At 71.7% G+C, this 25,591-nt stretch carries 26 protein-coding genes and 1 pseudogene; 15 read left to right on the top strand and 12 right to left on the bottom strand.

The annotated features are described in order from the left end of the window. Positions 1 to 444: 444 nt before the first annotated feature. The 3 genes from L3i22_RS43895 to L3i22_RS54495 all read right to left on the bottom strand — a co-directional run bounded on the left by L3i22_RS43895 (position 445) and on the right by L3i22_RS54495 (position 4,649). Positions 445 to 948 (bottom strand): hypothetical protein, encoded by a 504-nt coding sequence (locus tag L3i22_RS43895; protein WP_221323344.1) that lies wholly within the window; start codon positions 946 to 948, stop codon positions 445 to 447. Positions 949 to 1,174: 226 nt separating this feature from the next. After that, the gene (locus L3i22_RS43890) at positions 1,175 to 1,840 is read right to left on the bottom strand and encodes an MBL fold metallo-hydrolase (RefSeq protein ID WP_255657608.1); all 666 of its coding nucleotides are present in this window, start codon (positions 1,838 to 1,840) and stop codon (positions 1,175 to 1,177) included. 190 nt (positions 1,841 to 2,030) lie between these two features. Beyond that, positions 2,031 to 4,649, bottom strand: a complete 2,619-nt coding sequence (locus tag L3i22_RS54495) for an AAA family ATPase (protein ID WP_221323342.1) — start codon at positions 4,647 to 4,649, stop codon at positions 2,031 to 2,033. 96 nt (positions 4,650 to 4,745) lie between these two features. On the opposite strand from L3i22_RS54495, the pseudogene L3i22_RS54760 reads away from it, so the two are divergent. The 3 genes and pseudogenes from L3i22_RS54760 to L3i22_RS54750 form a co-directional block, all read left to right on the top strand. Next, positions 4,746 to 5,009, top strand: a pseudogene (locus tag L3i22_RS54760) (SAM-dependent methyltransferase); the annotation flags it as partial. Between the two features lie 19 nt (positions 5,010 to 5,028). After that, positions 5,029 to 5,304: a DUF2300 domain-containing protein gene (locus L3i22_RS54755; protein ID WP_370644572.1), complete on the top strand. Its 276-nt coding sequence runs from the start codon at positions 5,029 to 5,031 to the stop codon at positions 5,302 to 5,304. Further along, positions 5,232 to 5,795 (top strand): trans-aconitate 2-methyltransferase, encoded by a 564-nt coding sequence (locus L3i22_RS54750; RefSeq protein WP_370644571.1) that lies wholly within the window; start codon positions 5,232 to 5,234, stop codon positions 5,793 to 5,795. Before L3i22_RS54755 ends, L3i22_RS54750 begins: the two co-directional genes overlap by 73 nt. Here L3i22_RS54750 and L3i22_RS43875 read toward each other — a convergent pair. Together L3i22_RS43875 and L3i22_RS54130 are read right to left on the bottom strand one after the other, a co-directional pair. Further along, on the bottom strand, positions 5,777 to 7,444 hold the full coding sequence (locus L3i22_RS43875; protein WP_221323340.1) for an ATP-dependent DNA helicase RecQ: 1,668 nt from the start codon (positions 7,442 to 7,444) through the stop codon (positions 5,777 to 5,779). The two genes, L3i22_RS54750 and L3i22_RS43875, sit on opposite strands and share 19 nt — an antisense overlap. 18 nt (positions 7,445 to 7,462) lie before the next feature. Further along, the gene (locus L3i22_RS54130) at positions 7,463 to 7,591 is read right to left on the bottom strand and encodes a hypothetical protein (protein WP_255657607.1); all 129 of its coding nucleotides are present in this window, start codon (positions 7,589 to 7,591) and stop codon (positions 7,463 to 7,465) included. A gap of 138 nt (positions 7,592 to 7,729) precedes the next feature. Between L3i22_RS54130 and L3i22_RS43870 the strand changes: the two genes are divergently transcribed. Further along, positions 7,730 to 9,262, top strand: a complete 1,533-nt coding sequence (locus L3i22_RS43870) for a glycoside hydrolase family 3 protein (protein ID WP_370644569.1) — start codon at positions 7,730 to 7,732, stop codon at positions 9,260 to 9,262. Positions 9,263 to 9,956: 694 nt separating this feature from the next. Here the strand turns inward: L3i22_RS43870 and L3i22_RS43865 are convergent. Beyond that, complete coding sequence (locus tag L3i22_RS43865) at positions 9,957 to 10,244, bottom strand: GNAT family N-acetyltransferase (RefSeq protein ID WP_221323338.1); 288 nt, start codon at positions 10,242 to 10,244, stop codon at positions 9,957 to 9,959. A 63-nt stretch (positions 10,245 to 10,307) separates the two neighbouring features. Here L3i22_RS43865 and L3i22_RS43860 point away from each other — a divergent pair, with 63 nt between their 5' ends. The 7 genes from L3i22_RS43860 to L3i22_RS43830 all read left to right on the top strand — a co-directional run bounded on the left by L3i22_RS43860 (position 10,308) and on the right by L3i22_RS43830 (position 14,636). Further along, positions 10,308 to 10,634 carry a hypothetical protein gene (locus L3i22_RS43860; protein WP_221323337.1) on the top strand — a complete coding sequence of 109 codons (327 nt, stop codon included), beginning with the start codon at positions 10,308 to 10,310 and terminating at the stop codon, positions 10,632 to 10,634. A 44-nt stretch (positions 10,635 to 10,678) separates the two neighbouring features. After that, positions 10,679 to 11,503 (top strand): DUF1206 domain-containing protein, encoded by an 825-nt coding sequence (locus L3i22_RS43855; RefSeq protein WP_221323336.1) that lies wholly within the window; start codon positions 10,679 to 10,681, stop codon positions 11,501 to 11,503. A gap of 175 nt (positions 11,504 to 11,678) precedes the next feature. Next, entirely contained in the window at positions 11,679 to 12,863 is a 1,185-nt protein-coding gene (locus L3i22_RS43850; RefSeq protein ID WP_255657606.1) for a mechanosensitive ion channel family protein, read from the top strand. 66 nt (positions 12,864 to 12,929) lie between these two features. After that, positions 12,930 to 13,361, top strand: coding sequence for a phage holin family protein (locus L3i22_RS43845; RefSeq protein WP_221323335.1), 432 nt, complete (start codon positions 12,930 to 12,932; stop codon positions 13,359 to 13,361). Positions 13,362 to 13,459: 98 nt separating this feature from the next. Continuing rightward, the gene (locus L3i22_RS43840; RefSeq protein ID WP_255657605.1) at positions 13,460 to 13,804 is read left to right on the top strand and encodes a DUF3618 domain-containing protein; all 345 of its coding nucleotides are present in this window, start codon (positions 13,460 to 13,462) and stop codon (positions 13,802 to 13,804) included. Continuing rightward, positions 13,804 to 14,076, top strand: a complete 273-nt coding sequence (locus L3i22_RS43835; protein ID WP_221323333.1) for a DUF4235 domain-containing protein — start codon at positions 13,804 to 13,806, stop codon at positions 14,074 to 14,076. Before L3i22_RS43840 ends, L3i22_RS43835 begins: the two co-directional genes overlap by 1 nt. Positions 14,077 to 14,432: 356 nt before the next feature. Next, positions 14,433 to 14,636, top strand: a complete 204-nt coding sequence (locus L3i22_RS43830; protein ID WP_011905669.1) for a cold-shock protein — start codon at positions 14,433 to 14,435, stop codon at positions 14,634 to 14,636. Between the two features lie 99 nt (positions 14,637 to 14,735). Here L3i22_RS43830 and L3i22_RS43825 read toward each other — a convergent pair whose 3' ends face one another. Beyond that, the gene (locus L3i22_RS43825) at positions 14,736 to 14,984 is read right to left on the bottom strand and encodes a hypothetical protein (RefSeq protein ID WP_221323332.1); all 249 of its coding nucleotides are present in this window, start codon (positions 14,982 to 14,984) and stop codon (positions 14,736 to 14,738) included. Next, positions 14,978 to 15,955, bottom strand: a complete 978-nt coding sequence (locus L3i22_RS43820) for an aldo/keto reductase (protein ID WP_221323331.1) — start codon at positions 15,953 to 15,955, stop codon at positions 14,978 to 14,980. Before L3i22_RS43820 ends, L3i22_RS43825 begins: the two co-directional genes overlap by 7 nt. 66 nt (positions 15,956 to 16,021) lie before the next feature. On the opposite strand from L3i22_RS43820, the gene L3i22_RS43815 reads away from it, so the two are divergent. Beyond that, a complete protein-coding gene (locus L3i22_RS43815; protein WP_221323330.1) occupies positions 16,022 to 16,759 on the top strand; it encodes a methyltransferase domain-containing protein in 738 nt (245 codons plus the stop codon). A gap of 10 nt (positions 16,760 to 16,769) precedes the next feature. Continuing rightward, positions 16,770 to 17,783, top strand: a complete 1,014-nt coding sequence (locus L3i22_RS43810; RefSeq protein ID WP_221323329.1) for an adenosine deaminase — start codon at positions 16,770 to 16,772, stop codon at positions 17,781 to 17,783. Between the two features lie 40 nt (positions 17,784 to 17,823). On the opposite strand, the gene L3i22_RS43805 is transcribed toward L3i22_RS43810, so the two are convergent. The 4 genes from L3i22_RS43805 to L3i22_RS43790 form a co-directional block, all read right to left on the bottom strand. Beyond that, complete coding sequence (locus L3i22_RS43805; RefSeq protein ID WP_221323328.1) at positions 17,824 to 17,967, bottom strand: hypothetical protein; 144 nt, start codon at positions 17,965 to 17,967, stop codon at positions 17,824 to 17,826. A 30-nt stretch (positions 17,968 to 17,997) separates the two neighbouring features. After that, the gene (locus L3i22_RS43800; RefSeq protein WP_255657604.1) at positions 17,998 to 20,097 is read right to left on the bottom strand and encodes an RICIN domain-containing protein; all 2,100 of its coding nucleotides are present in this window, start codon (positions 20,095 to 20,097) and stop codon (positions 17,998 to 18,000) included. 339 nt (positions 20,098 to 20,436) lie between these two features. After that, entirely contained in the window at positions 20,437 to 21,831 is a 1,395-nt protein-coding gene (locus tag L3i22_RS43795; protein ID WP_221323326.1) for a HAMP domain-containing sensor histidine kinase, read from the bottom strand. A 2-nt stretch (positions 21,832 to 21,833) separates the two neighbouring features. Then, entirely contained in the window at positions 21,834 to 22,523 is a 690-nt protein-coding gene (locus L3i22_RS43790) for a response regulator transcription factor (RefSeq protein WP_089296909.1), read from the bottom strand. Positions 22,524 to 22,619: 96 nt separating this feature from the next. Here L3i22_RS43790 and L3i22_RS43785 point away from each other — a divergent pair, with 96 nt between their 5' ends. Together L3i22_RS43785 and thrS are read left to right on the top strand one after the other, a co-directional pair. After that, a complete protein-coding gene (locus L3i22_RS43785) occupies positions 22,620 to 23,537 on the top strand; it encodes an ADP-ribosylglycohydrolase family protein (protein WP_221323325.1) in 918 nt (305 codons plus the stop codon). 53 nt (positions 23,538 to 23,590) lie between these two features. Then, entirely contained in the window at positions 23,591 to 25,588 is a 1,998-nt protein-coding gene (thrS, locus tag L3i22_RS43780) for a threonine--tRNA ligase (protein ID WP_221330435.1), read from the top strand. Positions 25,589 to 25,591: the final 3 nt, after the last annotated feature.

The raw sequence follows: 25,591 nt of genomic DNA, 5'->3' as shown, positions 1-25,591 counted from the left end.
GGCTCACCTGCGCTTTGCCGGACTTCGCCGGCTCACCTGCGCTTCGGCTGATTTCGCCGACTCGCCCGCGCTTCGGTGGATTTCGCCAGCTCGCCCGCGCGAGTCGCACTTCGCCGGCGCGCCCGGCGAGCTGCGCTTCGCGGGCGATGAGCCGGCGGGCCGGCCGTGAGCCGCAGGCTGGGGCCGTGACGCCGGGCTGGGTTTTGACGCTGGCCGAGCCTTCAACGGCGGGCCGATCGCGTCGCTGATCTGGCTGCGGTGCCGGGCGCTGGGCCGGGCTGGGCCGCTTGAGCCGCCGGGTTGGCTGGGCCGCCGGGCCGCTTGGGCCGCCGGGCCGGGCTGGGCCGCGGGGTTGGCTGGGCCGCCCGGCTGGCTGGGCCGGGCTGGGGCGCCGGGCTGGGCTGGGGATTGGGTGGCCCGGGGCTGGCGCCCCGGGCCGGGCGGCTACGCGGCCAGGGAACTGGCCAGGTGGTCGCGGAACGTGCGTTCGTCCTCGGTGACGGTGTCGCCACCGATGCCGAGGAGGCCGCCGGTGGAGGCGGCGCCGACCACGGCGTCCGCGACCTCCAGCAGCCAGTGGCGGTAGGTCTCGGCGTCGGCGATCGAAGCCTTCGACGCGAGCAGGGTGGCGGCCTCGGCCGCGCGGCCCAGGACGTCCGTGGCGTAGGCGGCGGGGTCGGCCGGTTCGATCACCGGCGGCTCCTCGCCGAGTTCCGGGTCGCCGGCCTCGGCCACGGCGGCCGTGGCCACCGCGGTGACCAGGGTGCTGGCCGAGGCGCGGGCGTCCGAGATGCGGCCCAGTCCGGCCGCGCTCTCGGCGCGGGTCTTGCGGGCGCTGTCATGGGTGGCGGCACTCGCTGCCGTGAGCACCGCGTGCGGCAGGCCGACCAGCAGCCCCCATTCGGCGTCGGTGAAGCCCAACCGGGCGTAGAGCGGTTCGTCCGTCACTCGGGGTGTCCTTTCGCTTCCGTCGGCGGCCGACAGCGCATTCTTACGCACCGCCGAGCCGGGGCCGTCCTCACCACCCCACTACCCGATCATGTCTTTCCTCACCCCATCCTCCGTGTTACGGAGGTGTTGCCGACCAGGGGATCGGTGTCCGTGGATGCATGGAGGGTGGGTGGCTGCGGCGGTCGAGGTGGGTGGTTAGGAGCCCGCCGGCTTGTGAAGGCGGTCAGTCGCCGTCTTTGCCGACGATGCGGAAGCGATCCGCGGCCGCGCCCGAGATTGCCGGCCCGTGTCCGAACACGGCGTGCTCGAAGTCGCGCTCGGCCAGCCGGGCCAGGCTCTCGGCGGCCCGCTCAGGATCGGCGACCACCCGCGGGTCGAGCCCGGTGACCTTGCCGTCCTTGCTGGTCACAGCGTCCCCGGCGAACAGCACGCCGCCGGCCCGGTCGAGCTGGAACGACAGGTGACCCCGGGTGTGCCCGGGCGTGTGCACCGCGATGAACCCGGGGAGCGGTTCCGCGCCGTCGCCCGCCAACTGGTCGATCTTGGTGGGTTCGACCTTGGCGATCCGCCGGAAGAGGAACTTCCGCAGCCGGCCCTCCGGCTCGGCGGCCTGGAAGTGCCCGGTCAGGAACGGCGCCTCGGCGGCGTGCGCGATCAGCCGCGCGCCGGTCCGTTCCCGGAGGGCGGCCGCGTTCCCGGCGTGGTCCGGGTGGTGGTGGGTGAGCAGGATCGCGTGCAAGGTGCCGAGCGGCCGCAGCGCCCGCTCGATCACCGAGGCCTGCCCGGGCAGGCCGGTGTCGACCAGGACCACCCCGTCGTCGGTGACGACCAGGTGGACGTTGACGTATCCGAGGCGGAGCTCGAAGACTCCGTCGACCACTTCCCGCACGCCGCGCATTCTCTCAGCACCGACCGAGCCACGCCCGATCGAGGGGCCCGTCCGAGCCGGGCCGTTCGGACCAGGCCGTTCGGACCAGGCAGTTGGACCAGGCAGTTGGACCAGGCTGATCGAGCCGGGGCTGGTCGAGGGGCAGGGCTGGTCGAGGGGCAGGGCTGGCTGAGGTCAGGGCTGGCTGGGGTCAGGGCTGGTCGAGGTAGCGGACGGCGGCGTCCTTGCGGGTGTGGACGCCGAGTTTGGACAGCACCGCCCCGACGTGCGCGTCCACGGTCCGGACCGAGACGACCAGCTCGGCGGCGATCTCCGCGTTGCTCCGGCCGGCCGCGAGCAGCCGCAGCACCTCCAACTGTCGCCCGGTCAGCCCGCCCGGATTGTCGCGGGTGGCCGGGCGTGGCCCGCGCGGAATCCGGGTGACGCCCTGGTCACGAAGCTGCTGACGGAGCCGGCGAGCCAGCGGACCGGCGCCGATCGCGTCCAGATCGGTGATCGCGGTGAGGAGGTCGACAGCGTCAGTACTGTGGCTGAGGGCGAGCGCCGCCTCGTAGCGGAAGCCGGCGCTCGCCCACCCTTGTGCCGCCTCCCGCGCCGATCCATCCAGCTGAACACCGTAAAAGTGGGATTTTTCCGGCAGGTCAACCGGCTCACCCAGCCGCCGCAACCAATAGCCGAAGCCCTCTTCCCGAAACACCGGCCGATAAGCCGCCCGCAGCCCCCGAACACCAGCCGAGCCGGACAGAGCCGAGCCGGACAGAGCCGAGCCGGACAGAGCCGAGCCGGACAGAGCCGAGCCGGGCGAAGGTGAAGAAGCCCCGAGCCACATCACCTCGGCCATCGCCGCCCCGGCCGGCCCGATCCGCTGCGCCTCCCCGATCCCCAGCGCGATCTCCCAAGCCTCCCCGATCAGTACCTCCCCACCCGAACGCCCGGACCGCACCCGGGAAAGCCCCTGAACCACCAGCGCCGGACACCGCATGTTGGGCGGCGCCCCGAGCGCCCACCCGGCCTCCCGCTCGGCCTCCGCCCATTCCCCACGGGCGAGATGCACCCGTCCACGTGCGACATGCAGGTACCGCAGGAACCCGATCACCTCACTGCGCTCCGCGAACTCGATCGCCTCGTCCAGCATCGCGTCGGCCTCGTCGAGGCACAGGTAGTCGAGCATCAACCAGCAGAGATTCGTGTACGCCCGGCAGGCGTGATCGGTCTCCCCGGCGGCCAGCGCCACCCGCAGACTCTCCGCCAGCAGAGCCCGCCCGGCCGCCGGCTCACCCGCCTCCCACCGCGCGAACCCCACGTTGTTCAGCGCGTGCGACAGCACGTCGAACGCCGACGAGGACCGGGCCAGCGCGATCGCCCGCTCCCCGACCTCGATCGCTTCCCGGGCCTGCCCGTCGAGCACGTACAGCTGAGCCTGGTTGCTCAGTCCGAAGGCGAGCGCCCCCGGATCCCCGGCTCCGGCCAGCACGGCCACCGCCTCGGTCGCGCATCGCTCGGCGTCCGGCCGCTCCCCGGCCCACCAGTGCAGCCGCGACAACCGCCGCAACGCCAGCCCGAGACGCGCCGGATCGCCCAGGCACCGGCGCAGGGCGAGCGCCGCACGCTGCGCGGACACCGCCTGGGCGGCATCCGCGAGGAGGTACAGCTCCTCGGCGTACCCCTCAAATAGGTCTGCCCGCGCCGCAGGCGCGAATGCCTCCGCCCGGTCGAGGGCGAGCCGGAAGTGGGCCGCGGCCTCGCGATGCGCCCCGGCGCGGGTGGCCTCGGCAGCCGCCGCCGGCGCCCACCGGATGATCAGCTCGTCGTCGCCGGCCTCGGCCGCGTGGTGCACCAGCCGGGAAAGATCAACCCCGCCTCGGTCCAGGAGGGCGGCGACGACCTTCTGGTTCGCCACGATCTGCTCGTACGCCGTGAGCGTCGCCCCGACCGCCCGGCGGGTCAGCTCATGCCGGAACGACACCCGCGCGGGCGTCACGCTGAGTATCCCTCGCCGCTCGGCCTCGGCCAGCGTGGCCAGCCCGCCCGGCACCACCGCCTCGACCAGCCAGCGCTCTACCGCGTGCGGCACCACGGCCAGCGTCCCGAGCGCCGCCCGACTTGGCTGGTCCAGCGCTTGCAGGCGGGCGTGCACCGCCTCGGTGACGGTGGCCGGCACCCCTTCGGCGTCGCCCGCGCCGAGCACCTCGGTGACGAAGAACGGGTTACCGTCGGTGACCGAGAAGACCCGTTCGGGATCGAGGCCGCCGACCCCGACCAGGGTCCGGACCGCGTCCGCGGAGAGCCGGGACAGCGGCAGCCGGCGCACCGGCGTGGCCCGCGCGAGGACCTGGTGCAGCGGGTGGCCGGCGGCGACCTCGTCGTCCCGGTACGTCAGGACCAGCACCACCGGCAGCGCCGCGATCCGCCGGACCAGGAAGAGCAGCACGTCCAGGGTCGCCTCGTCGGCCCAGTGCACGTCCTCGACGACCAGCACGGTCGGATGCCCGGGCCACTCCAGCTCGGCCCGGAACGTCTCCAGCACCCGCCCGCGGTCCCCGGACGCGAGCGCCTCGGTCAGCGCCGTGCCGACCCGGCCGGTCAGGTCGCGCAGCGGGCCGAGCACCCGGGGCGTGGCCAGGTCGTCGCACCAGCCGGTGAGCAGCCGCCCCTCGGCCGGCAGGATCGCCCGGGCCGCGTCGACCACACTCGACTTGCCGATCCCGGCCTCGCCGGTGACCAGCACGACGCAGCCGTGCCCGGCCCGCGCCGCCCGGGCGGCGGTGGCCAGTTCGGCCAGCTCGTGGTCGCGCTCCAGCAGCGCCATGCGCGGAGTCTAGGACCAAAATTGGGTAGCGCCGGGCGCCGAGCTAGGTAGCCGACACGGATTCGGCCCGGTCGGCGGATCCGTAGAAACAGGTGCATGGATGAGAACAAGTTGATGGAGTTCGTCTTCAAGTTCGTCGGCGACCTGGGTGCCACGATCGGCGCCGGTGGCGTGGTGATCGGGGACCGGCTCGGTCTCTACAAGGGCCTGACCGCCGGGCCATCGCTGCCGGAGGAACTGGCCGAGCGGACCTCGACCGCCCCGCGGTACGTCGAGGAGTGGCTGCGCGGGCAGGCCGCCGGTGGTTATGTCACCTACGACCCGGCGAGCGGGCGGTACTCGCTCACCGAGGAGCAGGCGTTCGCGCTGACCGACCCGGATGGGCCGATCTTCGCGCCCGGGGCGTTCCAGCTGGCGCTCGGCGCGCTGCAGGCCCGGCCGCGGATCGAGGCGGCGTTCCGCTCCGGCGAGGGACTGGCCTGGCCCGAGCACGACCAGGACGTCTTCGCCGGGGTCGAGCGGTTCTTCCGGCCCGGTTACAGCGCGAACCTGGTCGCGGCGTGGCTGCCGGCGCTGGACGGGGTGGAGGAGAAACTGCGCCGCGGCGTACGGGTGGCCGACATCGGCTGCGGTCACGGCGCGTCCACGGTGCTGATGGCGAAGGCGTACCCGGAATCCGTCTTCACCGGCTCGGACCTGCACGCGGACTCGATCGACCAGGCCCGCAAGCGGGTCGCCGACGCCGGGCTGGACTCCCGGGTCCGGTTCGAGGCGGCCGGGGCGCAGGGCTTCAGCGGCGGGCCGTACGAGCTGGTCACCACGTTCGACGCGCTGCACGACATGGGCGACCCGCTCGGCGCCGCCCGGCACGTGCGCTCGCAGCTCACCCCGGACGGCACCTGGATGATCGTCGAGCCGGCCGCCGGCGACTCGGTGTCGGCGAACCTGAACCCGGTCGGCCGGGTCTACTACTCGTTCTCCGCGTTCCTGTGCGTGCCGAACGCGCTGTCCCAGGAGGGTGGTTACTCCCTGGGCGCCCAGGCGGGCGAGGAGCCGATCCGCCGGCTGACGGCGGATGCCGGCTTCACCCGCTTCCGCCGGGCGGCCGAGACCCCGTTCAACATCGTCTACGAGGCGCGTCCCTGAGCCTTCTTCTTACCGACCGCGGTCAGCAGCTTCTGGTTGACCACCACCGGCACCGAGAGCGTCTTGTAGCCGACCGTGTCGAAGAGGACGGTCATCTTCTCCTCCTCGTAGCCCATCACCATCCCGGTGCCCCACTCGCCGTGGCGGACCTGGGCGTGGACCGGGAAGGGGCCGTCCTCCTCGACCGCGTTGACCTCTTCGGCGCTGCCGTCGGCGCAGTTGTCGCAGTGCCCGCAGTTCCGCCGGATCTCCTCGCCGAAGTAGGCGAGCAGCGTCTCGGTACGGCACTGCCGGCTCTCCGCGAAGGCCCGCATCATGTCGGTCCGGGAGTTGATCACGGCCTGTTGCCGCTCGAACTCGGCGACGGCGGCCTTGGCGGCCTGGACCGGCAGCGGTCCGCCGGGCGGGACCTCGAGCTTGTTGCCCTTGCCCGTCCGGACCGCGCCGGCCTGCTCCAGCAGCGCCAGGTACTGCGCGATGCGGCGCGGGCCGAGCCCAGTGTCCTTCTGCAGCGCGGTCTTCGTGGTCGGCCCCTTGTGAAGGGCGCCGGCCAGCTCCCGCAGCTCGTCCTCGTCCGGCCCGCCGCCGTTGAAGAAGCGCTGGATCGCCTCGTCCTCGGCCCGCCAGAGCAGCAGCACGCGCCCGGGCTCGCCGTCCCGGCCGGCCCGCCCGATCTCCTGGAAGTAGCTGTCCGGCGAGTCGGGCAGCGCCATGTGCGCGACCCAGCGGATGTTCGGCTTGTCGATGCCCATGCCGAACGCCGAGGTCGCCACCATGATGTCGACCTTGTCGTCGGTGAAGTCCTCGTGCCGCTGCTCGCGCAGGCCGCCGGCCATCCCGCCGTGGTAGTACTCCGCGGAGTAGCCCGCCTGGGTGAGCTTCTCGGCGAGCTCCTCGGCGGCGCGCCGGGTCGCGACGTAGACGATGCCGGGCCGCTGCCCCTCGTCGAGCATCGACGTCAGGTGGCGCCACCGGTACGCCTCGTCCGGGCAGTACGCCACCTCGAGGAACAGGTTCTTCCGGTCCAGCCCGGACACGTGGATCTCCGGCTTGCGCAGCTGCAGCCGGTTGATGATGTCCTCGCGGACCGGCGGCGACGCGGTCGCGGTCAGCGCCAGCACCGGCGGCCGGCCCAGCTCCCTGATCATGTCGCCGAGCGCCAGGAAGTCCGGCCGGAAGTCCGGGCCCCACGCCGAGATGCAGTGCGCCTCGTCGATCGCGACCAGCCCGGGCTTGAGCGCCTTGACCTCGGCCAGCCGCTCCGGGTTGGCGAGCTGCTCGGGGGTGATGAAGAGGAACTCGGCCCGGCCGGTGCGCAGCTCCTCGATCGCCGCCTGCTGCTCGCGCGGGGTCTCGGCGGAGCTGACCCGGACCGCGCGGATCTTCGGGTCGTTCCGCTCGTTGAGCGCGGCGATCTGGTCCTGTTGCAGGGCCAGCAGCGGGGAGATGACCACGGTCGGGCCGGGCAGCAGCACCGCCGGGATCTGATAGATGGCCGACTTGCCGGCGCCGGTCGGGAGCACGACGAGCGCGTCCTTGCGGCGCAGCACGGCGCGCATCGGTTTGAACTGACCAGGACGCAGGGACGGCCAGCCGAAGTGGGTGCGAGCCACCTTACGCAGGCGGGGGCCGTAGATCGGGAGTCTCATCGGGGCGCCTGTGTACCCCTATTTCCCACGGAACATGCGGCGGATCGCCCAGAGCAGGAAGAGCACGGCGAGCGCCACGCCGAGCAGGCGGACGGCATGGACCTCGGACCAGTCGACGGTGGCTTCCGCGAGGGGGGTAGGCGGCACGCCGACATTCTACCGAGTATCGGCCACCGCTAATAGAAAGGTTTGTTGACTAATGACCGTGCGTGGTGTGACCATAGGTCCCCGAACGGGAGAGAACGTTCACATAGACGTTCGTGTATTCATTCGGAGGTACGGGGGATCATGTCCAAGCACGGCGATTTGCCGCAACTTGCCGCCGCGGTTCTCCAGCCGGGCTTCGTCGGCACCTCCGCTCCCGACTGGATCCGGCGCTGGCTCGGCGACGGCCTCGGCGGCGTGGCGCTCTTCGCCCGCAACGTCGAGTCGGCCGCCCAGGTCGCGGCGCTGACCGCCCAGCTGCGCGCCGAGAACCCCGACGTGATCGTGGCCATCGACGAGGAGGCCGGGGACGTCACCCGCTTCGAGTCGCGGCTCGGCAGCTCCCGCCCCGGCAACCTGGCGCTCGGCGCGATCGACGACCCGCTGCTGACCGAGGCGGTCGCCCGCGATCTCGGCTGCGAACTGGCCGCGGCGGGCATCACGCTCGACTACGCGCCGGACGCGGACGTCAACAACAACCCCGACAACCCGGTCATCGGCGTACGCGCGTTCGGCGCCGAACCCCTGCTGGTGGCGCGGCACACGGCCGCTTTCGTGCGGGGACTGCAGACGTACGGCGTGGCCGCCTGCGCCAAGCACTTCCCCGGACACGGCGACACCGCGGTGGACTCGCACCACGACGTACCGCTGATCGACCGCACTGCCGAGGAGCTGGCCGCCAACGAGCTGGTCCCGTTCCGCGCGGCGATCGCCGCCGGCGCCAAGGTCGTGATGACCGGCCACCTGCTCGTCCCCGCCTACGACGCGGAGCTGCCGGCCACCCTCAGCCGCCGGATCCTCACCGGACTGCTGCGCGAGGAGCTCGGCTTCGACGGGCTGATCGTCACCGACGGCATCGAGATGCAGGGCGTGCGCCGCCGCTACGGCCTGGAAGGTGCGACCGTCCGCGCGCTGGCCGCCGGCGTCGACGCGATCTGCGTGGGCGGCGACCACGCCGACGAGGAGACCGCGACCCGGTTGCGGGACGCGATCGTGGCCGCGGTGCTCACCGGCGAGCTGCCCGAGGCGCGGCTGCGCGACGCGGTGGCGCGGGTCCGGGCACTGGGGACCTGGACCACCCGTACGCAAAAAGAAGCCGGAGTGGTCCGCGGACCGCAACCGGAGTCCGGGATCGGCTTCAACGCCGCCCGCCGCGCGATCCGGGTCACCCGCGCCGAAGGCGGCCCGGAGCTGCCGATCAACGGCGTCCCGCACGTCGTCGAGTTCGCCCCGCCGCGGAACATCGCGATCGGCGAGGAGACCCCGTGGGGGATCGGCGCGCCGCTCGCCGGCCTGCTCCCCGGCACCACGTCGGTCCGCCTGACCGCGGAGGACCTGGCGAACCTGGCCGACCCGGCGAGCCTGGTCCTGGCCGGCGCGGCCGACCGCCCGCTGGTCCTGGTGGTCCGCGACGTGCACCGGCACCGCTGGATCGCGGACACCCTGGCCGGCGTGCTCGAGGTCCGGCCGGACGCGATCGTGGTCGAGATGGGCATCCCGGTCAAGGTCCTCGGCGGCGTCCACGTGGCCACGTTCGGCGCCACCCGCGCCTGCGGCCAGGCCGCCGCCGAGCTGATCGCCGGCGCGAACGTCCCCCAGCCGGTCCCCGCCTGAGACCCACCACCCACGCCGGCCGCCGGCCGTGGCTGTCCAACCGCCCTGAAACGACCCTGACCACCAGCCGTGCCGCCGCGGCTGGCGGTGCGGGTTGTTCAGTCGCGCTGTGACGACCCTGGGCGCCAGCCGCGCCGCCCCGGCTGGCGGTGAGGGCTGTTCAGTCGCCCTGAAACGACCCTGACCACTAGCCGCGCCACCGCGGCTGGCAGTGAGGGCTGTTCAACCGCGCTGGGACAGGTCTGGGTGCCAGCTCGCAGGCTTCGGCTGGTGATGAGGGATGACTCGACTGTGCTGAGACACCCCTGAATGCCAGCCGGGGGCTTGCGGCGTCGGCGGAGCGCGCCCACGGCGTACCTCCGAAGCCACCGCAAGCGGCAACTCCCGCAAGTGGCGGCCGCAGCAGTGATCAACAGCGGGCGGTGCCTGGCAAGCAAACAGCGAGCAGGCCGCAACCGTGACCAACCGGCGGGCGGCGGGCGCTTGGCAAGCCAATCGCGGGTGGGCCGCAGCCGTGATCAACGCCGGCGGTTCGAGTAAAACGGGCCTTGACCAGGGGTGGAGGGCTCGGCGGGCGCAGTGAGGGTTATCCACACTGGCCGGTTGTCCACAGGCCGCCTGCGTGATCATGGCCCGGGCCGCGACAATGTGATTGGGCAGGCCCCCGTGGTGGGCGGGGACTGTCCAGCTGCCATTAGTGGGCGACGATGTCCGCGTATTCCGGGTGTTCGCTGATGTAGTGGGCGAAGAACGGACAAGCCGGCACAATCCGCTGCCCCCGCCCCCGCAGCTGCTCCAGCGTCTGCTTGGCGAGCTCCCCGGCCAGCCCCCGCCCCCGCATCTCCGGGTCGGTCTCGGTGTGCAGCACCACGACCACGTCCTCCCCGCGCATCCGATACGTCGCCAGGGCCCCGACCGCCCCGTCGACCTGCAGCTCGAACCGGTGTGCCGCCACGTTGTCGTGGACCAGATGGTCGCTCACTAGCCGCCTCCTAGGGGATCGATCCACAGCTTAGGGTGGCTCCCACCTCGTACCTTGATAAGGGTGTTGATCTCAAAAGCTCCTCGTGTCGCCGCCCTGCTCTTCTCCGCGGCCTTCGGTGCCGCCCTGCTCACCGGTTGCAGCAGTGACGGGGTGAACTGCGGTGTCGACCAGTGCACGGTGACCATCGCGCGGGAGACCAACGCCAGCGTCGAGGTGCTCGGGGTGGAGGCCCAGTTCGTCAGCGCGGATGACAACTCGGTCACTCTTCAGGTGGCCGGCCAGCAGGTGACGCTGACCAAGGGCCAGCAGGCGGTTCAGGTCGGTGGCCTGCAGCTGTCGCTGGACAGCGTGACCCAGAGCGCGATCCAGGTGCAGGTGTCCCGATGACACCCGGAGTTTGACGAACGGCGCGCTCGGTCACATTGAGGGGCATGTCCTCCACTGCCTCGAACGTCAAACACCACGCTTCACGTGCGGCGGACAGCAAGCCTCTGGAGTTCCTGGCCCGGGGCGGCTTCGTCGGGTACGGCATCATTCATCTGCTTTTCGCCTGGATCGCCCTGCAGGTCGCCTTCGGCGGCTCGCGCAAGGAGAGCGACCAGTCCGGCGCCCTGACCGAGCTGGCGAGCAAGCCGTTCGGCAAGACGCTGCTGGTGATCATCGTGATCGGCCTGTTCGCGATGGCGCTGTGGCAGCTCTTCGAGGCGATCGTCGGGGAGAGCGGCGAGCAGACCAAGGGCGCGGTCGCCGAGCGCGTCATCTCCGGCATCCGCGCCGGCCTCTACGTCTACCTCGGCTGGGTCGCGATCAAGGTGGTCCAGGGCGCGAAGGCGTCGATGGGCGACAACTCGGAGAGCACGTCGGCCGGGCTGATGCACTCGACCGGGGGACGCTGGCTGGTCGGTTTCGCCGGCCTGGTGGTGCTCGGCGTCGGCATCGGGATCTTCGTCTACGGCCTGTCGAAGAAGTTCACCAAGCACCTCAACACCGGTCAGATGCCGGCCGCCACCCGGCAGCCGATCACCCGGCTGGGGATGGCCGGTTACATGGCCAAGGGCGTCGCCTACAGCATCGCCGGCATCCTGTTCGTCACCGCCGCGGTCACCTATGACGCGGACAAGGCGCGGGGCCTCGACGGCGCGCTGAAGACGCTGGCCGGGCACCCGTGGGGCGTCTGGCTGCTCGCGCTGATCGCGGTCGGCATCGCGGCGTTCGGCGTCTACTGCTTCGCCCAGGCCAAGTACCGCAAGATCTAGATCAACTTCAAGATCAAGACCCCGATTTGCCCGTACGGCGTCAGCAAGATCTGACTGACACGCCGGGGGACACGGGTGTGAGGTGTATCCGACATCCGCCATTGGGGTGTGTGCCGGCGGTCGGAGCGGGCAAGTTGGAGCGCTGGCACAGCACTCGACGTGGAGAGGAAAGTTCGTGTCCAGCGTTTTGACTGCCGTGCTCGGTGTCACGGGGGCCGCGGGAGCGGCCATCGTGGTTGTCGAGGCGACGCACTGGGCGATGACCCGGATCGGCCGCCGATCCGCATTCGCCGCCGACCTGGCGAAGACCATGCACTATCCGTTCCTGGTGACGCTGACGCTGTTCGCGATCCAGCAGTCGCTCCGGGTCTACGCCGGGGACTTCCCCGGCCGTGGCGGCGTGGTGCACACGCTCGTCATCGCCACCATCGCGGCGTTCGCCTGGCTGGTGGCCGCCCTGCTGCTGGTCTGCGAGGACATGGCCCTGGCGCGGTGGACCACCGACGTCCCGGACAATCTGCGCCGCCGCCGGATGAAGACCCAGGTGGTGATGCTGCGCCGGGTGACCGTCGCGGGGATCGTGATCCTGACCATCGGCGTGGTGCTGATGACCTTCCCGGGGATCCGCGCGCTGGGCGCCAGCGTGCTCGCCTCGGCCGGCCTGATCTCGGTGATCGCCGCGCTGGCCGCGCAGAGCACGCTCGGCAACGTCTTCGCCGGGCTGCAGCTCGCGTTCAGCGACGCGATCCGGGTCGACGACGTGGTCGTCGTCGAGGGCGAGTGGGGCCGGATCGAGGAGATCACCCTGACCTATGTGGCGGTGCAGATCTGGGACGACCGGCGCCTGATCCTGCCCACCTCGTACTTCAGCACCAAGCCGTTCCAGAACTGGACCCGGAGCAGCTCGGCGGTGCTCGGCACCGCGGAGATCGACGTGGACTGGTCGACGCCGATCGAGCCGCTGCGGGCCGAGGTGCGCCGGGTCTGCGAGGGCTCGGAGCTCTGGGACCAGCGGGTCTGCGTGCTCCAGGTGACCGAGGCGACCGGCGGGATGATCCGGCTGCGGGCCCTGGTCAGCGCCGCCGACGCGGGCGCCCTGTGGGATCTGCGTTGCCTGGTCCGGGAGCGGATGGTCACCTGGATGTGGGACAACCAGCGCGGCGCCCTGCCCCGGATGCGGACCCAGTTGGACGAGTCCGACGACGGGGTGGCGCCGGTGCGCCAGGCTCGTAAGGCGGACGCGCCGTCGGACGCCCGGGTGTTCAGCGGTGGTGACGACGGCGAGGCGCGCGGTGCGGCGTTCGGCGGCGTGGACGGAAACGTCGCGGCCACGGGCGAGGCGGTACCGGCCGGGCGCTGATCCGTCCGGAAGGATTGAGGCAGATGTGATCAGGGCATACACCCGGACAAGCGAAAGGGGGACACGATGGCCGATGTGCTCGACGGCAGGGCCCGACCGTTATCCGACCAATCCACCGCGGAACTCGTCCAGCGCGCCAGTGAGCAACTGAGCAAGCTGGTTCGGGACGAACTGACTCTGGCCAAGGCCGAACTGGCCGAGAAGGGCAAACACGCCGGGATCGGCGTCGGTCTGTTCAGCGGCGCCGGTGTGCTGGCGATGTACGGTGTCGGTGCCTCGATCGCGACCGCGATCATCGCGTTGAGCCTGGTCTGGCCGCTCTGGCTGGCGAGCCTGGTGGTCACCGTGGCGATCTTCCTGGTGGCCGGTGTGCTGGTGCTGATCGGCCGGTCGCAACTCCGCCGCGCCATGCCCGCTGAGCCGAAGGCCGCGATCGAGGGCTTGAAAGCCGATGTCGACGAGGTCAAGCAGGCGGTCAAGGAACGAGGCCGGGCATGAGCGTGAATAACGGTAGTAACGCCAATAGCGGTAGTAACGGCAATAGCGGTAGTAACGGTAATAGTGGCAATAACGGAACTGCCGGGAAGCCGGATCTGGTGGCGCTGCGGGCCGAGATCAAGCAGACCCGTTCCGACCTGGGCGAGACCGTGCAGGCCCTGGCCGCGCGCGCGGATGTCAAGGCCCGCGCCCGCGAGCAGGTCACCCAGACCAAGCAGCGGCTGCTCGACCAGGCCGCCTCCGCCACCGGCCGGCTCCGCGAGGTGGCCGGCCACGCGTCGGCGAACGTCAAGGACGCGGCCGGCCAGACCGCCGCGGTCTCCGGCGACGTCGCGCACGACGCGGCCGTCCGGGTGCGGAGCAATCAGCTCCCGGTGGTCCTGATCGCGGCCGGTCTGGCCGCGGTGGTCGGCGTGATCCTGATCGTCCGGGGGAGGCGCTGATGGCCCGGCTGGTGGAGAAGGTCGCGCTCAAACCGGTGAACGTGGTGCTCGGCATCGCGGCCGGTGCGGTCGCCGGCATGCTCTTCAAACAGGTCTGGAAACTGGCGGCCGGCGAGGACGACGCGCCGGACGCCGGTGACGAGGAACGCGGCTGGGGCGAGGTGCTCGCCGCCGCGGCGCTGCAGGGCGCGATCTTCGCGGTGGTGAAAGCGGCCGTGCAGCGTGGTGGCGCGATCGGGACCAAACGGGTCACCGGGCACTGGCCGGACTAGGCGCTTGGAAGATCATCTTCGGTATAGACAGGAGTCTTGACGGCTCCCCACTTCGTAACCGCGAAGTGGGGAGCCTTTTCCATATCTGCCACGCTTTATTGGATTCCTTCGAGGGGCAGCTTTGCGGGCCGTTTTTCGGGTACAGTGTGGCCAGTTTTTGCGTATGTGGTTCGCTGCTTCCGCCAGGCGGCGCGACACCGACCCGATCCCGGGAGGGTCACCGGTGCCGCAAAGCCGAACGGAGGGGACGTCCTCTGAAAGGGCCGCCTCGCGGCGCCGCTGCTCGAAAACGGTCATCGGCCCCGCGCTCCGCTGCCGCGTAGGGCGGGCCGGCATTTTCAGAAGGAGAGTTCAGCATGGCGCAAGGAACCGTGAAGTGGTTCAACGCAGACAAGGGCTTCGGCTTCATCACCGTCGACGGCGGGGGTGCTGACGTGTTCGTCCACTTCTCGGCCATCCAGACGAGCGGCTACCGCACTCTGGAGGAGAACCAGCGGGTCGAGTTCGAGATCGCCCAGGGCCAGAAGGGCCCGCAGGCGGAGCAGGTTCGCCCGCTCTGAGACCAATCCGCCGGCCGCGAGGCCGGCATGCCGGCCGCCTGGCGGAGGCCGGCCTGACCGTGGCCCCGCATCCTCGCCGAGGTTGCGGGGCCTCTTTTGTCAGGCCCGCGCCTTGGCGTTGCTCCGGCGCCGCATGCCGACCACCACGAGCGCCAGACCGACCCCGGCCACCCCGCCGCCGACCACGGCCCAGACCGGCTTGTCGCTCATCAGCTCGTGCTCGAAGACGTTGAGCCCCTGCAGAGTCCACACCGCGCCCAGCACGATGCCGAGCAGCCCGAGCGACATGCTCAGCCAGCCGCGCAACCGGGGCGCGTCCGCGGGAGTGGTGGTTTCATTGTTCACCATTTGTCGTGCACCTGGGGGCGAATCAGCTCATCGTAGACCGCGGTGATCTTTTCCAGAGTTTCCGGCGAAAGCGGCGCCAGATCGGCGGCGTGCGCGTTTGCGCGCGCTTGCTCGGGATTACGCGCACCCGGGATCACCACGGTGACGGCCGGCTGATCGGCGATCCAGCGTAGTGCGAATTGCGCCATCGTGGCGTCATCCGGAACGAGTGAACGCAACCGGCGAACTGCTTCCAATCCGGTAGAGAAGTCGACTCCGGAGAACGTTTCCCCGACGTCGAACGACTCGCCGTGACGGTTGTAGTTCCGGTGGTCGTCCGCGGCGAACTCGGTCTTCTCGTCATAGCGGCCGGAGAGCAGACCACTGGCGAGCGGGACCCGCGCGATGATGCCGACCCCGGCCTCGGCGGCGGCCGGCAGCACCCGCTCCAGCGGCTTGAGCCGGAACGCGTTCAGGATGATCTGGACGCTGGCCACGCCGGGCCGGGCGATCGCGGCGAGCGCCTCGTCGACCTTCTCGACGCTCACGCCGTACGCCGAAATGCGGTTTTCCTGAATCAGCGTGTCGAGCGCCTCGAAGACCTGGTCGCTGTGGAAGACCGGGGTCGGCGGGCAGTGCAGCTGGACCAGGTCGAGGGTGTCCACCCCGAGGTTGGCGCGCGACCGGTCGGTCCAGGCGCGGAAGTTGTCGATCGAGTAGTTCTCCGGCGTCTGGGGGAGGCGCCGGCCCATCTTGGTGGCGACCGTCAGGCCGGGCTTGTCCTTCACGAACGAGCCGACGATCTGCTCGCTGCGGCCGTCGCCGTAGACGTCGGCGGTGTCGATGAAGGTGACCCCGGCGTCGACCGCGGCCTGCAGGGTGGCGTGCGCGTCGGCCTCGCTGACGTCGCCCCAGTCGGCGCCGAGCTGCCAGGCGCCCAGGCCGATCACCGACGCGTCGCGGCCCATCCGGCGAAAGCTTCGTTTTTCCACGTGGAGACCCTACCGCCCAGCTGATACCTTGCTTGCAAAACGTACGTACGGTTTGGAGGCAACGTCATGTGGGATCCGGCGGTGTACCGGCGCTACGGCAACGAGCGCTCCCGTCCGTTCTTCGACCTGGTCGCGCGGGTCGGCGCCGAGTCGCCGCGCGCCGTGGTGGACCTGGGCTGCGGCTCCGGCGAGCTGACCGGCACCCTCGCCGAGCGCTGGCCGCGGGCCCGGGTGAGCGGCATCGACTCCTCGCCCGAGATGATCGCCAAAGCCGGTGCCGGGGACTTCCGGGTCGGCGACATCGCCGACTGGCAGCCCGGGCCGGACACCGACGTGGTGATCACCAACGCGGCGCTGCAGTGGGTGCCGGGCCACCAGCGGATGCTCCGGAGCTGGGCCGACGCGCTGCCGCCGGGCGGGTGGCTGGCCATGCAGGTGCCGGGCAACTTCGCGGCGCCGTCGCACCGGCTGCTGCGCGAGGTGGCCGGCGAGTTCGGCGTCGGTCACGTGGCGCGCGAGGCGCCGGTGGACGACCCGGCCGACTACGCCGCGCTGCTCGCCGGCACGAGGGTGGACGCCTGGGAGACCACCTACCTGCACCTGCTCCCGGTGGACGGCGCCGACCACCCGGTGCTGCGCTGGATGGAGGGCACCGCGTTGCGGCCGGTCCGGGCCGCGCTGGACCCGGCGGCCTGGGCGGACTTCCGGGCCGAGCTGGGCGGCCGGCTCGCCGAGGCGTATCCCGCCGGACACGGCCACGTGGCGTTTCCGTTCCGCCGTATCTTCGTGGTGGCTTCTATCTAGGGGGATCCTCTTGAGCGACCTGACCTCGTTCATCGCCGGCCTGCCCAAGGCCGAACTGCACGTGCACCACGTCGGCTCGGCCTCGCCGCGGATCGTCGCCGAGCTCGCCGCCCGGCACGAGGGCAGCTCGCCGGTGCCGGCCGACCCGGCGGCGCTCGCGGAGTACTTCGAGTTCCGCGACTTCGCGCACTTCATCGAGATCTACCTGAGCGTGGTGGACCTGGTGCGGGACGCCTCCGACGTGCGGCTGCTGACCTACGAGATCGGGCGGGAGCTGAGCCGCCAGCAGGTGCGGTACGCGGAGCTGACCGTCACGCCGTACTCCAGCGTCCGCCGCGGCATCCCGGCGCCGGCGTTCTGCGAGGCGATCGAGGACGCCCGGGCCGGCGCGCGGCGGGACTTCGGCGTCGACCTGGCGTGGTGCTTCGACATCCCCGGCGAGGCCGGACTGCCGGCGGCCGAGGAGACGCTGCGGATCGCCCTCGACGAGCAGCCGGACGGGCTGATCAGTTTCGGCCTGGGCGGGCCGGAGATCGGGGTGCCGCGGCCGCAGTTCAAGCCCTGGTTCGACAAGGCCCGGGCCGCCGGTCTGCACAGCGTGCCGCACGCCGGGGAGACCACCGGGCCGGAGACGATCTGGGACGCGATCCGGGAGCTCGGGGCGGAGCGGATCGGTCACGGGATCGCGGCGGCTCAGGACGAGCGGCTGCTGGCGTACCTGGCCGAGCACCAGATCGCCCTGGAGGTGTGCCCGACCTCGAACCTGCGTACCCGGGCGGTGGCCGACCTGGCCGAGCACCCGATCGGGAAGCTGGTGGCGGCCGGGGTGCCGGTCACCGTGAACTCCGACGACCCGCCGATGTTCGGGACCACGCTGGAGAACGAGTACGCGGTCGCCGCCGACCTGCTCGGCCTGGACACCGCCGGCGTGGCGGACCTGGCCCGCAGCGCGGTCCGGCACAGCTTCCTGCCCGCGGCCGGCAAGACCACGCTGCTCGCCGAGATCGACGCCTACGCCGGCTGACCGCCGCCCGGGGTGCCTCCCCGGCCAGGAGGCGCCCCGATCACGGGTAGAGCGGGTCCTGCCAGAGGGCGAGCATCGCCACGGTGCCGATGGTGAGGATGGTCAGCCAGCGGATCAGCCGCCGGCGGTTGAAGCGCGCCGGGGGTTCCTCCTCGGTCGCCGGCTCGCTCAGCACATCGCGCATCGCTGCTCTCCTGTCTGGGGGATGGGGGGCCTAGCTGGGTACCGCGGTCCAGCTCTGGTGCCGCTGGCCGAGGTCCGGTTCGAGGGCCAGCACCCGGTGCCAGCCGAAGCGCTGCTCGCCGACGCCGACCGCCAGGTTGCCGGTCTCGCTGCGCAGTGTGAAGCCGAACGCGGAGGCCTGCAGCCGCCAGCGGGTGCCGGGGCTCGAACAGTCGCCCTGGACCAGGGGCGCGCCGGCCACCGGCGTCCCGCCCAGCGGCATCAGGCACTTGCCGCTGGCCCGGGAGATCAGCGTGTACGTGTTGTCGGCCTCCGCCGCCGGGGCGAGCTGCCACTGCTGCTGGTTGCCGCCGTCGGCCGAGCTCAGGGTGGCCGGGGTGCCGTCCGCCGCGCGGGCCGCGTAGAGGTCGGCGGCGCCGCCGGTGAGCGAGTTGGTCAGCACGAACCAGGAGTTCTGCACCGGCCGGGCGGCCGGCGCGGTCTTGGCCGCGCCCTTCGCGTGGTAGCCGCCGGTCTTGCTCTTGATCTCCACCTGGTACGTGGCGTCCGGCTTCAGCCCGATCAGCCGGGCCCGGGTCGCCTTCGTGGTCGCCACCGGCTTGCCGTCCACCGAGACCTCGTAGGTCGCGTTGTCGGACGCGGCGCTCCAGGTCAGCCGGACCGCCATGCTCGTCGCGTCGCGGATCTCCAGGACGTCCTGGGAGTCGCCCGACGAGGGCGCCCCGGCGTCCTGGTCCCCGGTGCCCGACTCGGCCTGGTAGGCGGCCGGCTCGGTGTCCAGGCCGGCGCCGGCGCTGGCGCCGGGCACCGCCGAGCCGGACGCGCTCGGCGTGCCGCTCGGGGCGGCCGAGCCGGTGCCGGCACTCGCCGACGGGACCGCTCCGCTGGGCGCGGCACCCGGCTGGGCGGGCGGCTCCGCGGCGCTCTGCGCCGGGTCCGGGGTGACCGCGCCGGGCACGTCCGGGATGTCGTCGCCACCGTCGCTGCGCAGCAGGAAGTCGCTGAGCGCCACGTTCCAGTGGGTGTCCAGGTAGCTGCCCGGCTTCGGGTTGGTGTTGAAGTAGTCGTCGTGGCCGCAGTCCAGCCGCACCTCGTGCGACTTCGGGCAGGCCTGGCGTTCCGCCCTGCCCGCCCGGTCCGGGCCGCAGAGCAGGTCGTAGTCGTCGGTGCAGCCGCCCGCGCCGGTCCCGTTCGGGGCGCCGTTGAGCACCGCGCCGAGCACGTGGGTCAGCTCGTGCGCGGCCATCACCGAGCTCCAGCAGCCGGAGTCGACCCGGGCGTAGGACGGGCCGGCGTTGTTGCGGTTGGTGCGGCCGGGGCGCTTGTCGTCGACGTACGTGCCGATGCCGCAGTAGACGTTCGCGTCGGAGAACATCAGGTACTTGCGGTCGGCCCGGTTGTAGCCGAGGTTGCCCAGCGCCTTGGTGGTCGCCGCGAACGAGTCGAGCGAGCCGGCCGGCAGCTCCACCTCGGAGACCGAGACGGTGCACTCCGGGGTGGTCACGTACCGCACGTGCCGGGACCCGCCGGTCTCACCGGCGCTGGCGTCGAAGATCGTGTCGACGCCGGCCGCCCAGGTGCGGAACGAGTTGACGTACGTGTTGTAGCGGGTGGCGGTGCCGGCCGCGTACAGGTAGAGCAGCTGCACCCGCTTGCCGCTCTGCCCGTCGTCGGCGCAGGCCACGCCGGCCGGGCCGAGCACGAAGTCGGCGTTGCCCGGCGCCGGGTCGGCGAGCAGGGCCGGGGCGTCCTTGGTGAGCGCGCTGCCGCCCAGGTCCCGGGCGATCTCCGCGTCCGACGGGACGTCCGAGGTCTGGATCGTGCGGACCGAGTCGGGCAGCTGGGTGGCCGCGGTGACCGGGTCGACGTCCCTACGGACCGACAGCCCGGTGGGCGCGCGGTCCGGCCCGTGCGTGCAGGTCTCGTCGAAGAGCAGGTAGGAGCCGGAGCAGAGCGCGTTCGAGGCGGCCGGCTTCAGTCCCTCGTAGACCAGGCCCTGGTCGGGAGCGTCCTTGGGCAGCGCGGTGAGCTCGAACCGGCCCGGGTCGTCCTTCGAGGAGGCGCCGATCACGCTGGGGCCGACCACGCCGCCGACCCCGAGCAGCGCCAGCCCGAGCACGACCGGAAGCATCCGGCCGGTGACGGAGCGTGGCTTCGCCTGCTGGCCATCCCCGGCACGGCGCCGCCCGATGGGCGACCCGCGGAACGCTGACCGGCGATGCGCGGACAAAGCGTCTCCTTGTCGGATCTGTCGTGCAGGCCGTGCTGGTGCGCGGTGGGCGGGGGCCATGGGGTGCCCCCCACCCACCGCGCCGGGGCTCCGCCGGCCGCGGCGATGGGGACGTGCGGTGAGCGGGCCGGGGAACCGGATGGGATCGGAGCGAACACTGCCAGTCCGGGCGAGCCAGGGGAACACTCTTAAAACAGATCTAAGCAACTTCTGTTCCGTACGGGGGAGAGGGCTTGCGTTTCACTGTGTCTGCTGACCACGGCGCCCGCGGCCACCACGGCCGACGAGTCCGAAGCGGCTGGGTGTCTTCGGGGTGGCCTCGGCGTCCGCGATCAGCATGACCACGCTCGCGCCGCCCAGCGAGGCCCGGTCCAGGCTGACCGAGCCGCCGGTGGACTGGGTCATCCGGCGGGCGATGTCCAGGCCGAGGCCGGTCGAGCCCTGCTGGCTCTGGCCGCGGCGCATCGCCTTCTCCGGGTCCGGGATGCCCGGGCCGGCGTCGTCCACGCGCAGCGCCACCCAGCCTTCCCGGCGGGAGAGCACCACCTCGAACGCGGTGCCCTGCGGGGTGTAGCGGAACACGTTGCCGAGCACCGCGTCGAGCGCCGCGGCCAGCTCGGCGCGCGGCACCGGCACCGGGATCCGCACGTGCGCGCCGTTCACCCGGTACTGCCGGTCCTGGTCCTCGGCGAGCGCGGACCAGAACGTCATGCGTTCCCGGACCACCTCGCTGGCGTCGCAGAGACCCTCCTCCGGTGTCGCCGCCACCTGCGCGGCGACCGCCTGGCGGGTGGTGTTGATCAGGGAGTTGACCTCGTCCTCCAGCGTGGTGATGGCCTGCCGGATGCGCCGGATGCCGCGCCGGCGGTCCACCTCGTCCGCGGTGAGGTCGATGATCTGGGTGTCGTCCGGGTCGAGGGCCTCGGCGTCCAGGCGCAGCGCGGTCAGCGGCGTGCGCAGCCGGTGCGACAGGTCGGCGACCAGTTCCCGCTCGTCGGTGCGGGCCGAGATCAGGCGGTCGGCCATCCGGTTGAACGCGTACCCCGCCTCGGCCAGCTCGCGCGGCCCGGAGGGGTGTATGCGCACGCCCAGGTCCCCGTCGCCGACCGCGAGCGCCGCCTCGACCAGGTTGTTCGCCGAGTCGACGGCGCCCCGGGCGAGCCGGTCCACCACGATCACCGAGCCGCCGACCAGCACTACGGCCAGTCCGAGCAGCAGCCACCAGTCACGCGCCGTGTTCGCCCCGAGCTCACCGTCCGGCACGAACGCCTCGATCACGAAGGACCTGCCGTTCGCGGTGACCGGCTCCAGCCGCATCATGCCGCCGTCGACGTCGACGAGGCTGGCCCCGGCGGTCGAGGCGGCCTTGTCGATCTCGACGGCGCTGGCCCGGCCGCCGGCGGTGGGCGCGAGGCCTGGGGTGTGCACGATCGGGTTGCCGGCCGCTGCGACCGCGGCGGCCACGCCCTTCTCGCCGGCCCCGGCGACGAGGGCGCCGGCGACCGTGGCGGTCTCCCGTTCGGCGGCGGCGAGCGCCTCCTCACGGTGGTCGGAGCGCAGGCCCCAGCCCAGCGGCACGAGGAACACCAGGGCGGCGACGGCGGTGGTGGCGGCGGTCGTGTACGCCAGCCGCAACCTCAGTCCGGAGCCACCAACCGGAATCCGACCCCCCGCACGGTGCGCAGGTAGCGGGGCTTCGCCGCGGACTCGCCCAGTTTCCGGCGGAGCCAGTACAAATGCACGTCGATGGTCTGGTCCTCGCCGACCGAGGGCTGCCGCCATACCTCCTCCAACAGCTCACGACGGGAAACCACCCGGCCCGGACGGGCCGCCAGGTACGCCAGCAGGTCGAATTCCTTGCGGGTCAGCGCCAGCGACTGGTCGCCCAGGGTGGCGCTGCGCTCGCCCACGTCGACCCGGAGCTCGCCGACCTCGTGGACGGCGGGCTGGGCGGCGCGGCTGGCGCGGCCGACCCGGCGCAACACGGTGGCTATTCGCGCGTCCAGGTGGGCGCCGGTGAACGGCTTGACCATGTAGTCGTCGGCGCCGGCCCGCAGCAGGCGCACGACGGTCTGCTCGTCGTCGCGCGCGGTGGCGATGATGATCGGCACATCGGTGATGCCACGCAGCATGCGCAGCGCGTCCGAACCGTCCAGATCGGGCAGCCCGAGGTCGAGAACGACCAGGTCGGGCGTCTCCGCGGCGACCCGCCGGAGCGCCTCCAGAGCGGTGCCGACGGCGTGCACGGCGTGCCCCCGGTCGGCTAGCGAACGGAGCATGGCGCCGCGCACGACATGGTCGTCCTCGACGAGCAACACCGTGGCCATGCGAAGACCGTACTGTCTTCGGCGGGCAGAACCTAAAGGGTCATGGAGTGAGATGTTTTGATGACCCTCAGTGATGGAATACGATCCGAAGTACCGATGTCATTCACTCTTTTCCCCGGTACGCGCCTCGCGCTGGCCCTGGACAGCCTGGCCGGCCTCAGTGTCGGCGACGCGCTCGGCGCCCAGTACTTCGTGCCCGGCAACAAGCCCGCCGACCTCCTCGAAGCCCGCACTCCGGCCCCGCTGTGGGACTGGACCGACGACACCGAACAGGCCTGCTGCCTGGTCGCCACCCTGGACGAGGGCGACTTCGACCGGGACGCCTTCGCCGACCGGCTGGGCGCCGTCTTCGAGCCGTATCGAGGGTACGGGCCGGGCGCGGTGGTGATGCTCCGCCAGATCCGGGAGGGCCTGCCGTGGCCGATCGCCGCGGCGGCGGCGTTCAACGGGCAGGGCTCGTGCGGCAACGGGGCGGCCATGCGCGCGGCGCCGCTCGGGGCCTGGCACGCCGACTCGCTCCCGCACGCGGCGCTCCAGGGCGTCCGCGCCGCCGAGGTGACCCACGCGCATCCGGAGGGGATCGCCGGCGGGGTGGCGGTGTCGGTGGCCGCCGCGTTCGCCGCCGCGTCCCGGCTCAACGGGCACAAGCCGGACCCCGGCCAGCTGCTGCTGGCGGTGGCGGCGCACACCGCGCCGGGCGTGGTCCACGACGGGCTGACCACGGCGGCCGGGCTGACCGGGTCGCTGGCGGAGGCGGCCGAGCGGCTGGGCAGCGGCGGGCAGGCGACCGCGCAGGACACCGTGCCGTTCGCGCTCTGGGTGGCGGACCGCTATCTCGAGGACTTCCCGGCCGCGGTGGCGGCGTGCGTGGTCGCCGGCGGGGACGTGGACACCACCGCGGCGATCGCCGGGGGAGTGGTGGCGGCGTACACCGGGATCGAGGGGATCCCGGAGGACTGGCTCGCCGCCCGGGAACCGCTCCCGGCGTGGCTGGCCGCCGCGAGCGGAGAGTAATCCGCAGGCGGATAGCATCAGGACCACAAGTCACTTTCTGAATGGAGATCACCGTGTCTGCACCCCGTACACCCGTCGCGGCCGACCCACTAGTCGTCCCGGCCGGGACTACGGCGGCCGACGCGGTGGCCGCCGCCGGGCTTCCGGCCAACGGACCGCGGGCGATCGTCGTGGTCCGGGAGGCCGACGGCCGGCTGCGCGACCTGGCCTGGGCGCCGGCCGCCGACACCGAGGTCACCCCGGTCCACATCGACGAGCCGGACGGTCTGGACGTGCTGCGGCACTCGACCGCGCACGTGCTCGCGCAGGCCGTGCAGGACGTGTTCCCGGAGGCCAAGCTGGGCATCGGCCCGCCGATCCGGGACGGCTTCTACTACGACTTCGACGTCGAGAAGCCGTTCCAGCCCGAGGACCTGACGAAGCTCGAGAAGCGGATGCAGGACATCGTCAAGGCCGGCCAGACGTTCCGCCGCCGGGAGTACTCCTCGCTCGACGAGGCGAAGGCCGAGCTCAAGGGCGAGCCGTTCAAGCTCGAGCTGGTCGACATCAAGGGTGACGTGGACGAGGAGGCCGCCGCGGTCGGCGCCGGCGAGCTCACCCACTACGACAACCTGAACAAGGACGGCGAGCGGGTCTGGGGCGACCTCTGCCGCGGGCCGCACCTGCCGTCGACCCGGCTGATCCCGGCGTTCAAGCTGATGCGCTCGGCCGCCGCCTACTGGCGCGGTTCCGAGAAGAACCCCCAACTTCAGAGGATTTACGGTACGGCGTGGCCGTCGCGGGACGAGCTCAAGGCGTACCTCAATCGTCTTGCCGAAGCCGAGCGCCGGGACCACCGCAAGTTGGGCAGCGAGCTGGATCTCTTCTCCTTCCCCGATGAAATCGGGTCGGGTCTGGTGGTCTTCCACCCGAAGGGTGGCGTGATCAAGCGCGAGATGGAGGACTACGTCCGCGCCCGCCACATCGAAGAGGGCTTCCAGTACGTCGGCACCCCGCACATCACCAAGGAAGGGCTGTTCCACACCTCGGGACACCTGCCCTACTACAAGGACACCATGTTCCCCCCGATGGAGCTGGAGGGGGCGAACTACTACCTCAAGGCGATGAACTGCCCGATGCACAACCTGATCTTCAGGTCGCGCGGGCGGTCCTACCGTGAGCTGCCGATGCGGCTGTTCGAGTTCGGCACGGTCTACCGCTACGAGAAGTCCGGCGTGGTGCACGGCCTGACCCGGGTGCGCGGCCTGACCCAGGACGACTCGCACTCCTACGTCACCGCCGAGCAGGCCCCGGACGAGATCAAGCACCTGCTGAACTTCGTCCGCTCGCTGCTCGACGACTTCGGCCTGGACGACTACTACCTGGAGCTGTCGACCCGGGACCCGAAGAGCGACAAGTTCATCGGCTCGGACGAGCAGTGGGCGAAGGCCACCAAGGTCCTGGAGGACGCGGCCACCGAGTCCGGCCTGGAGCTGGTGCTCGACCCGGGCGGCGCGGCGTTCTACGGCCCGAAGATCAGCATTCAGTGCAAGGACGCGATCGGCCGGACCTGGCAGATGTCCACCATTCAGTACGACTTCAACCAGCCGGCCGGCTTCGGCCTGGAGTACCAGGCGGCCGACGGCACCCGGCAGGAGCCGGTGATGATCCACTCGGCGAAGTTCGGCTCGATCGAGCGGTTCTTCGGCGTGCTGGTCGAGCACTACGCCGGCGCGTTCCCGGCCTGGCTGGCGCCGGTGCAGGTGGTCGGCATCCCGATCCGCGACGACCACGCCGACTACCTGGCCGAGTTCGTGGCCAAGCTGAAGAAGGCGGGCATCCGGGCCGAGGTGGACTACTCCACCGACCGGATGCAGAAGAAGATCCGCACCGCGCAGCAGCAGAAGATCCCGTTCATGGCGATCGCCGGCGACGACGACGTCAACGGCGGGACCGTGTCGTTCCGCTACCGGGACGGCTCGCAGCGCAACGGCGTGACCATCGACGAGGCCGTCGCGCACGTCGTCGAGGTGGTTCGCTCCCGAGTTAACACCGGGCCCAGCGCGGCCTGACCT

It is taken from the genome of Actinoplanes sp. L3-i22 (assembly GCF_019704555.1).
GTDB lineage: Bacteria > Actinomycetota > Actinomycetes > Mycobacteriales > Micromonosporaceae > Actinoplanes.
The sequence above is the reverse complement of the archived record's forward strand: the minus strand, read 5'-3'. Positions and strand labels throughout refer to the sequence as shown.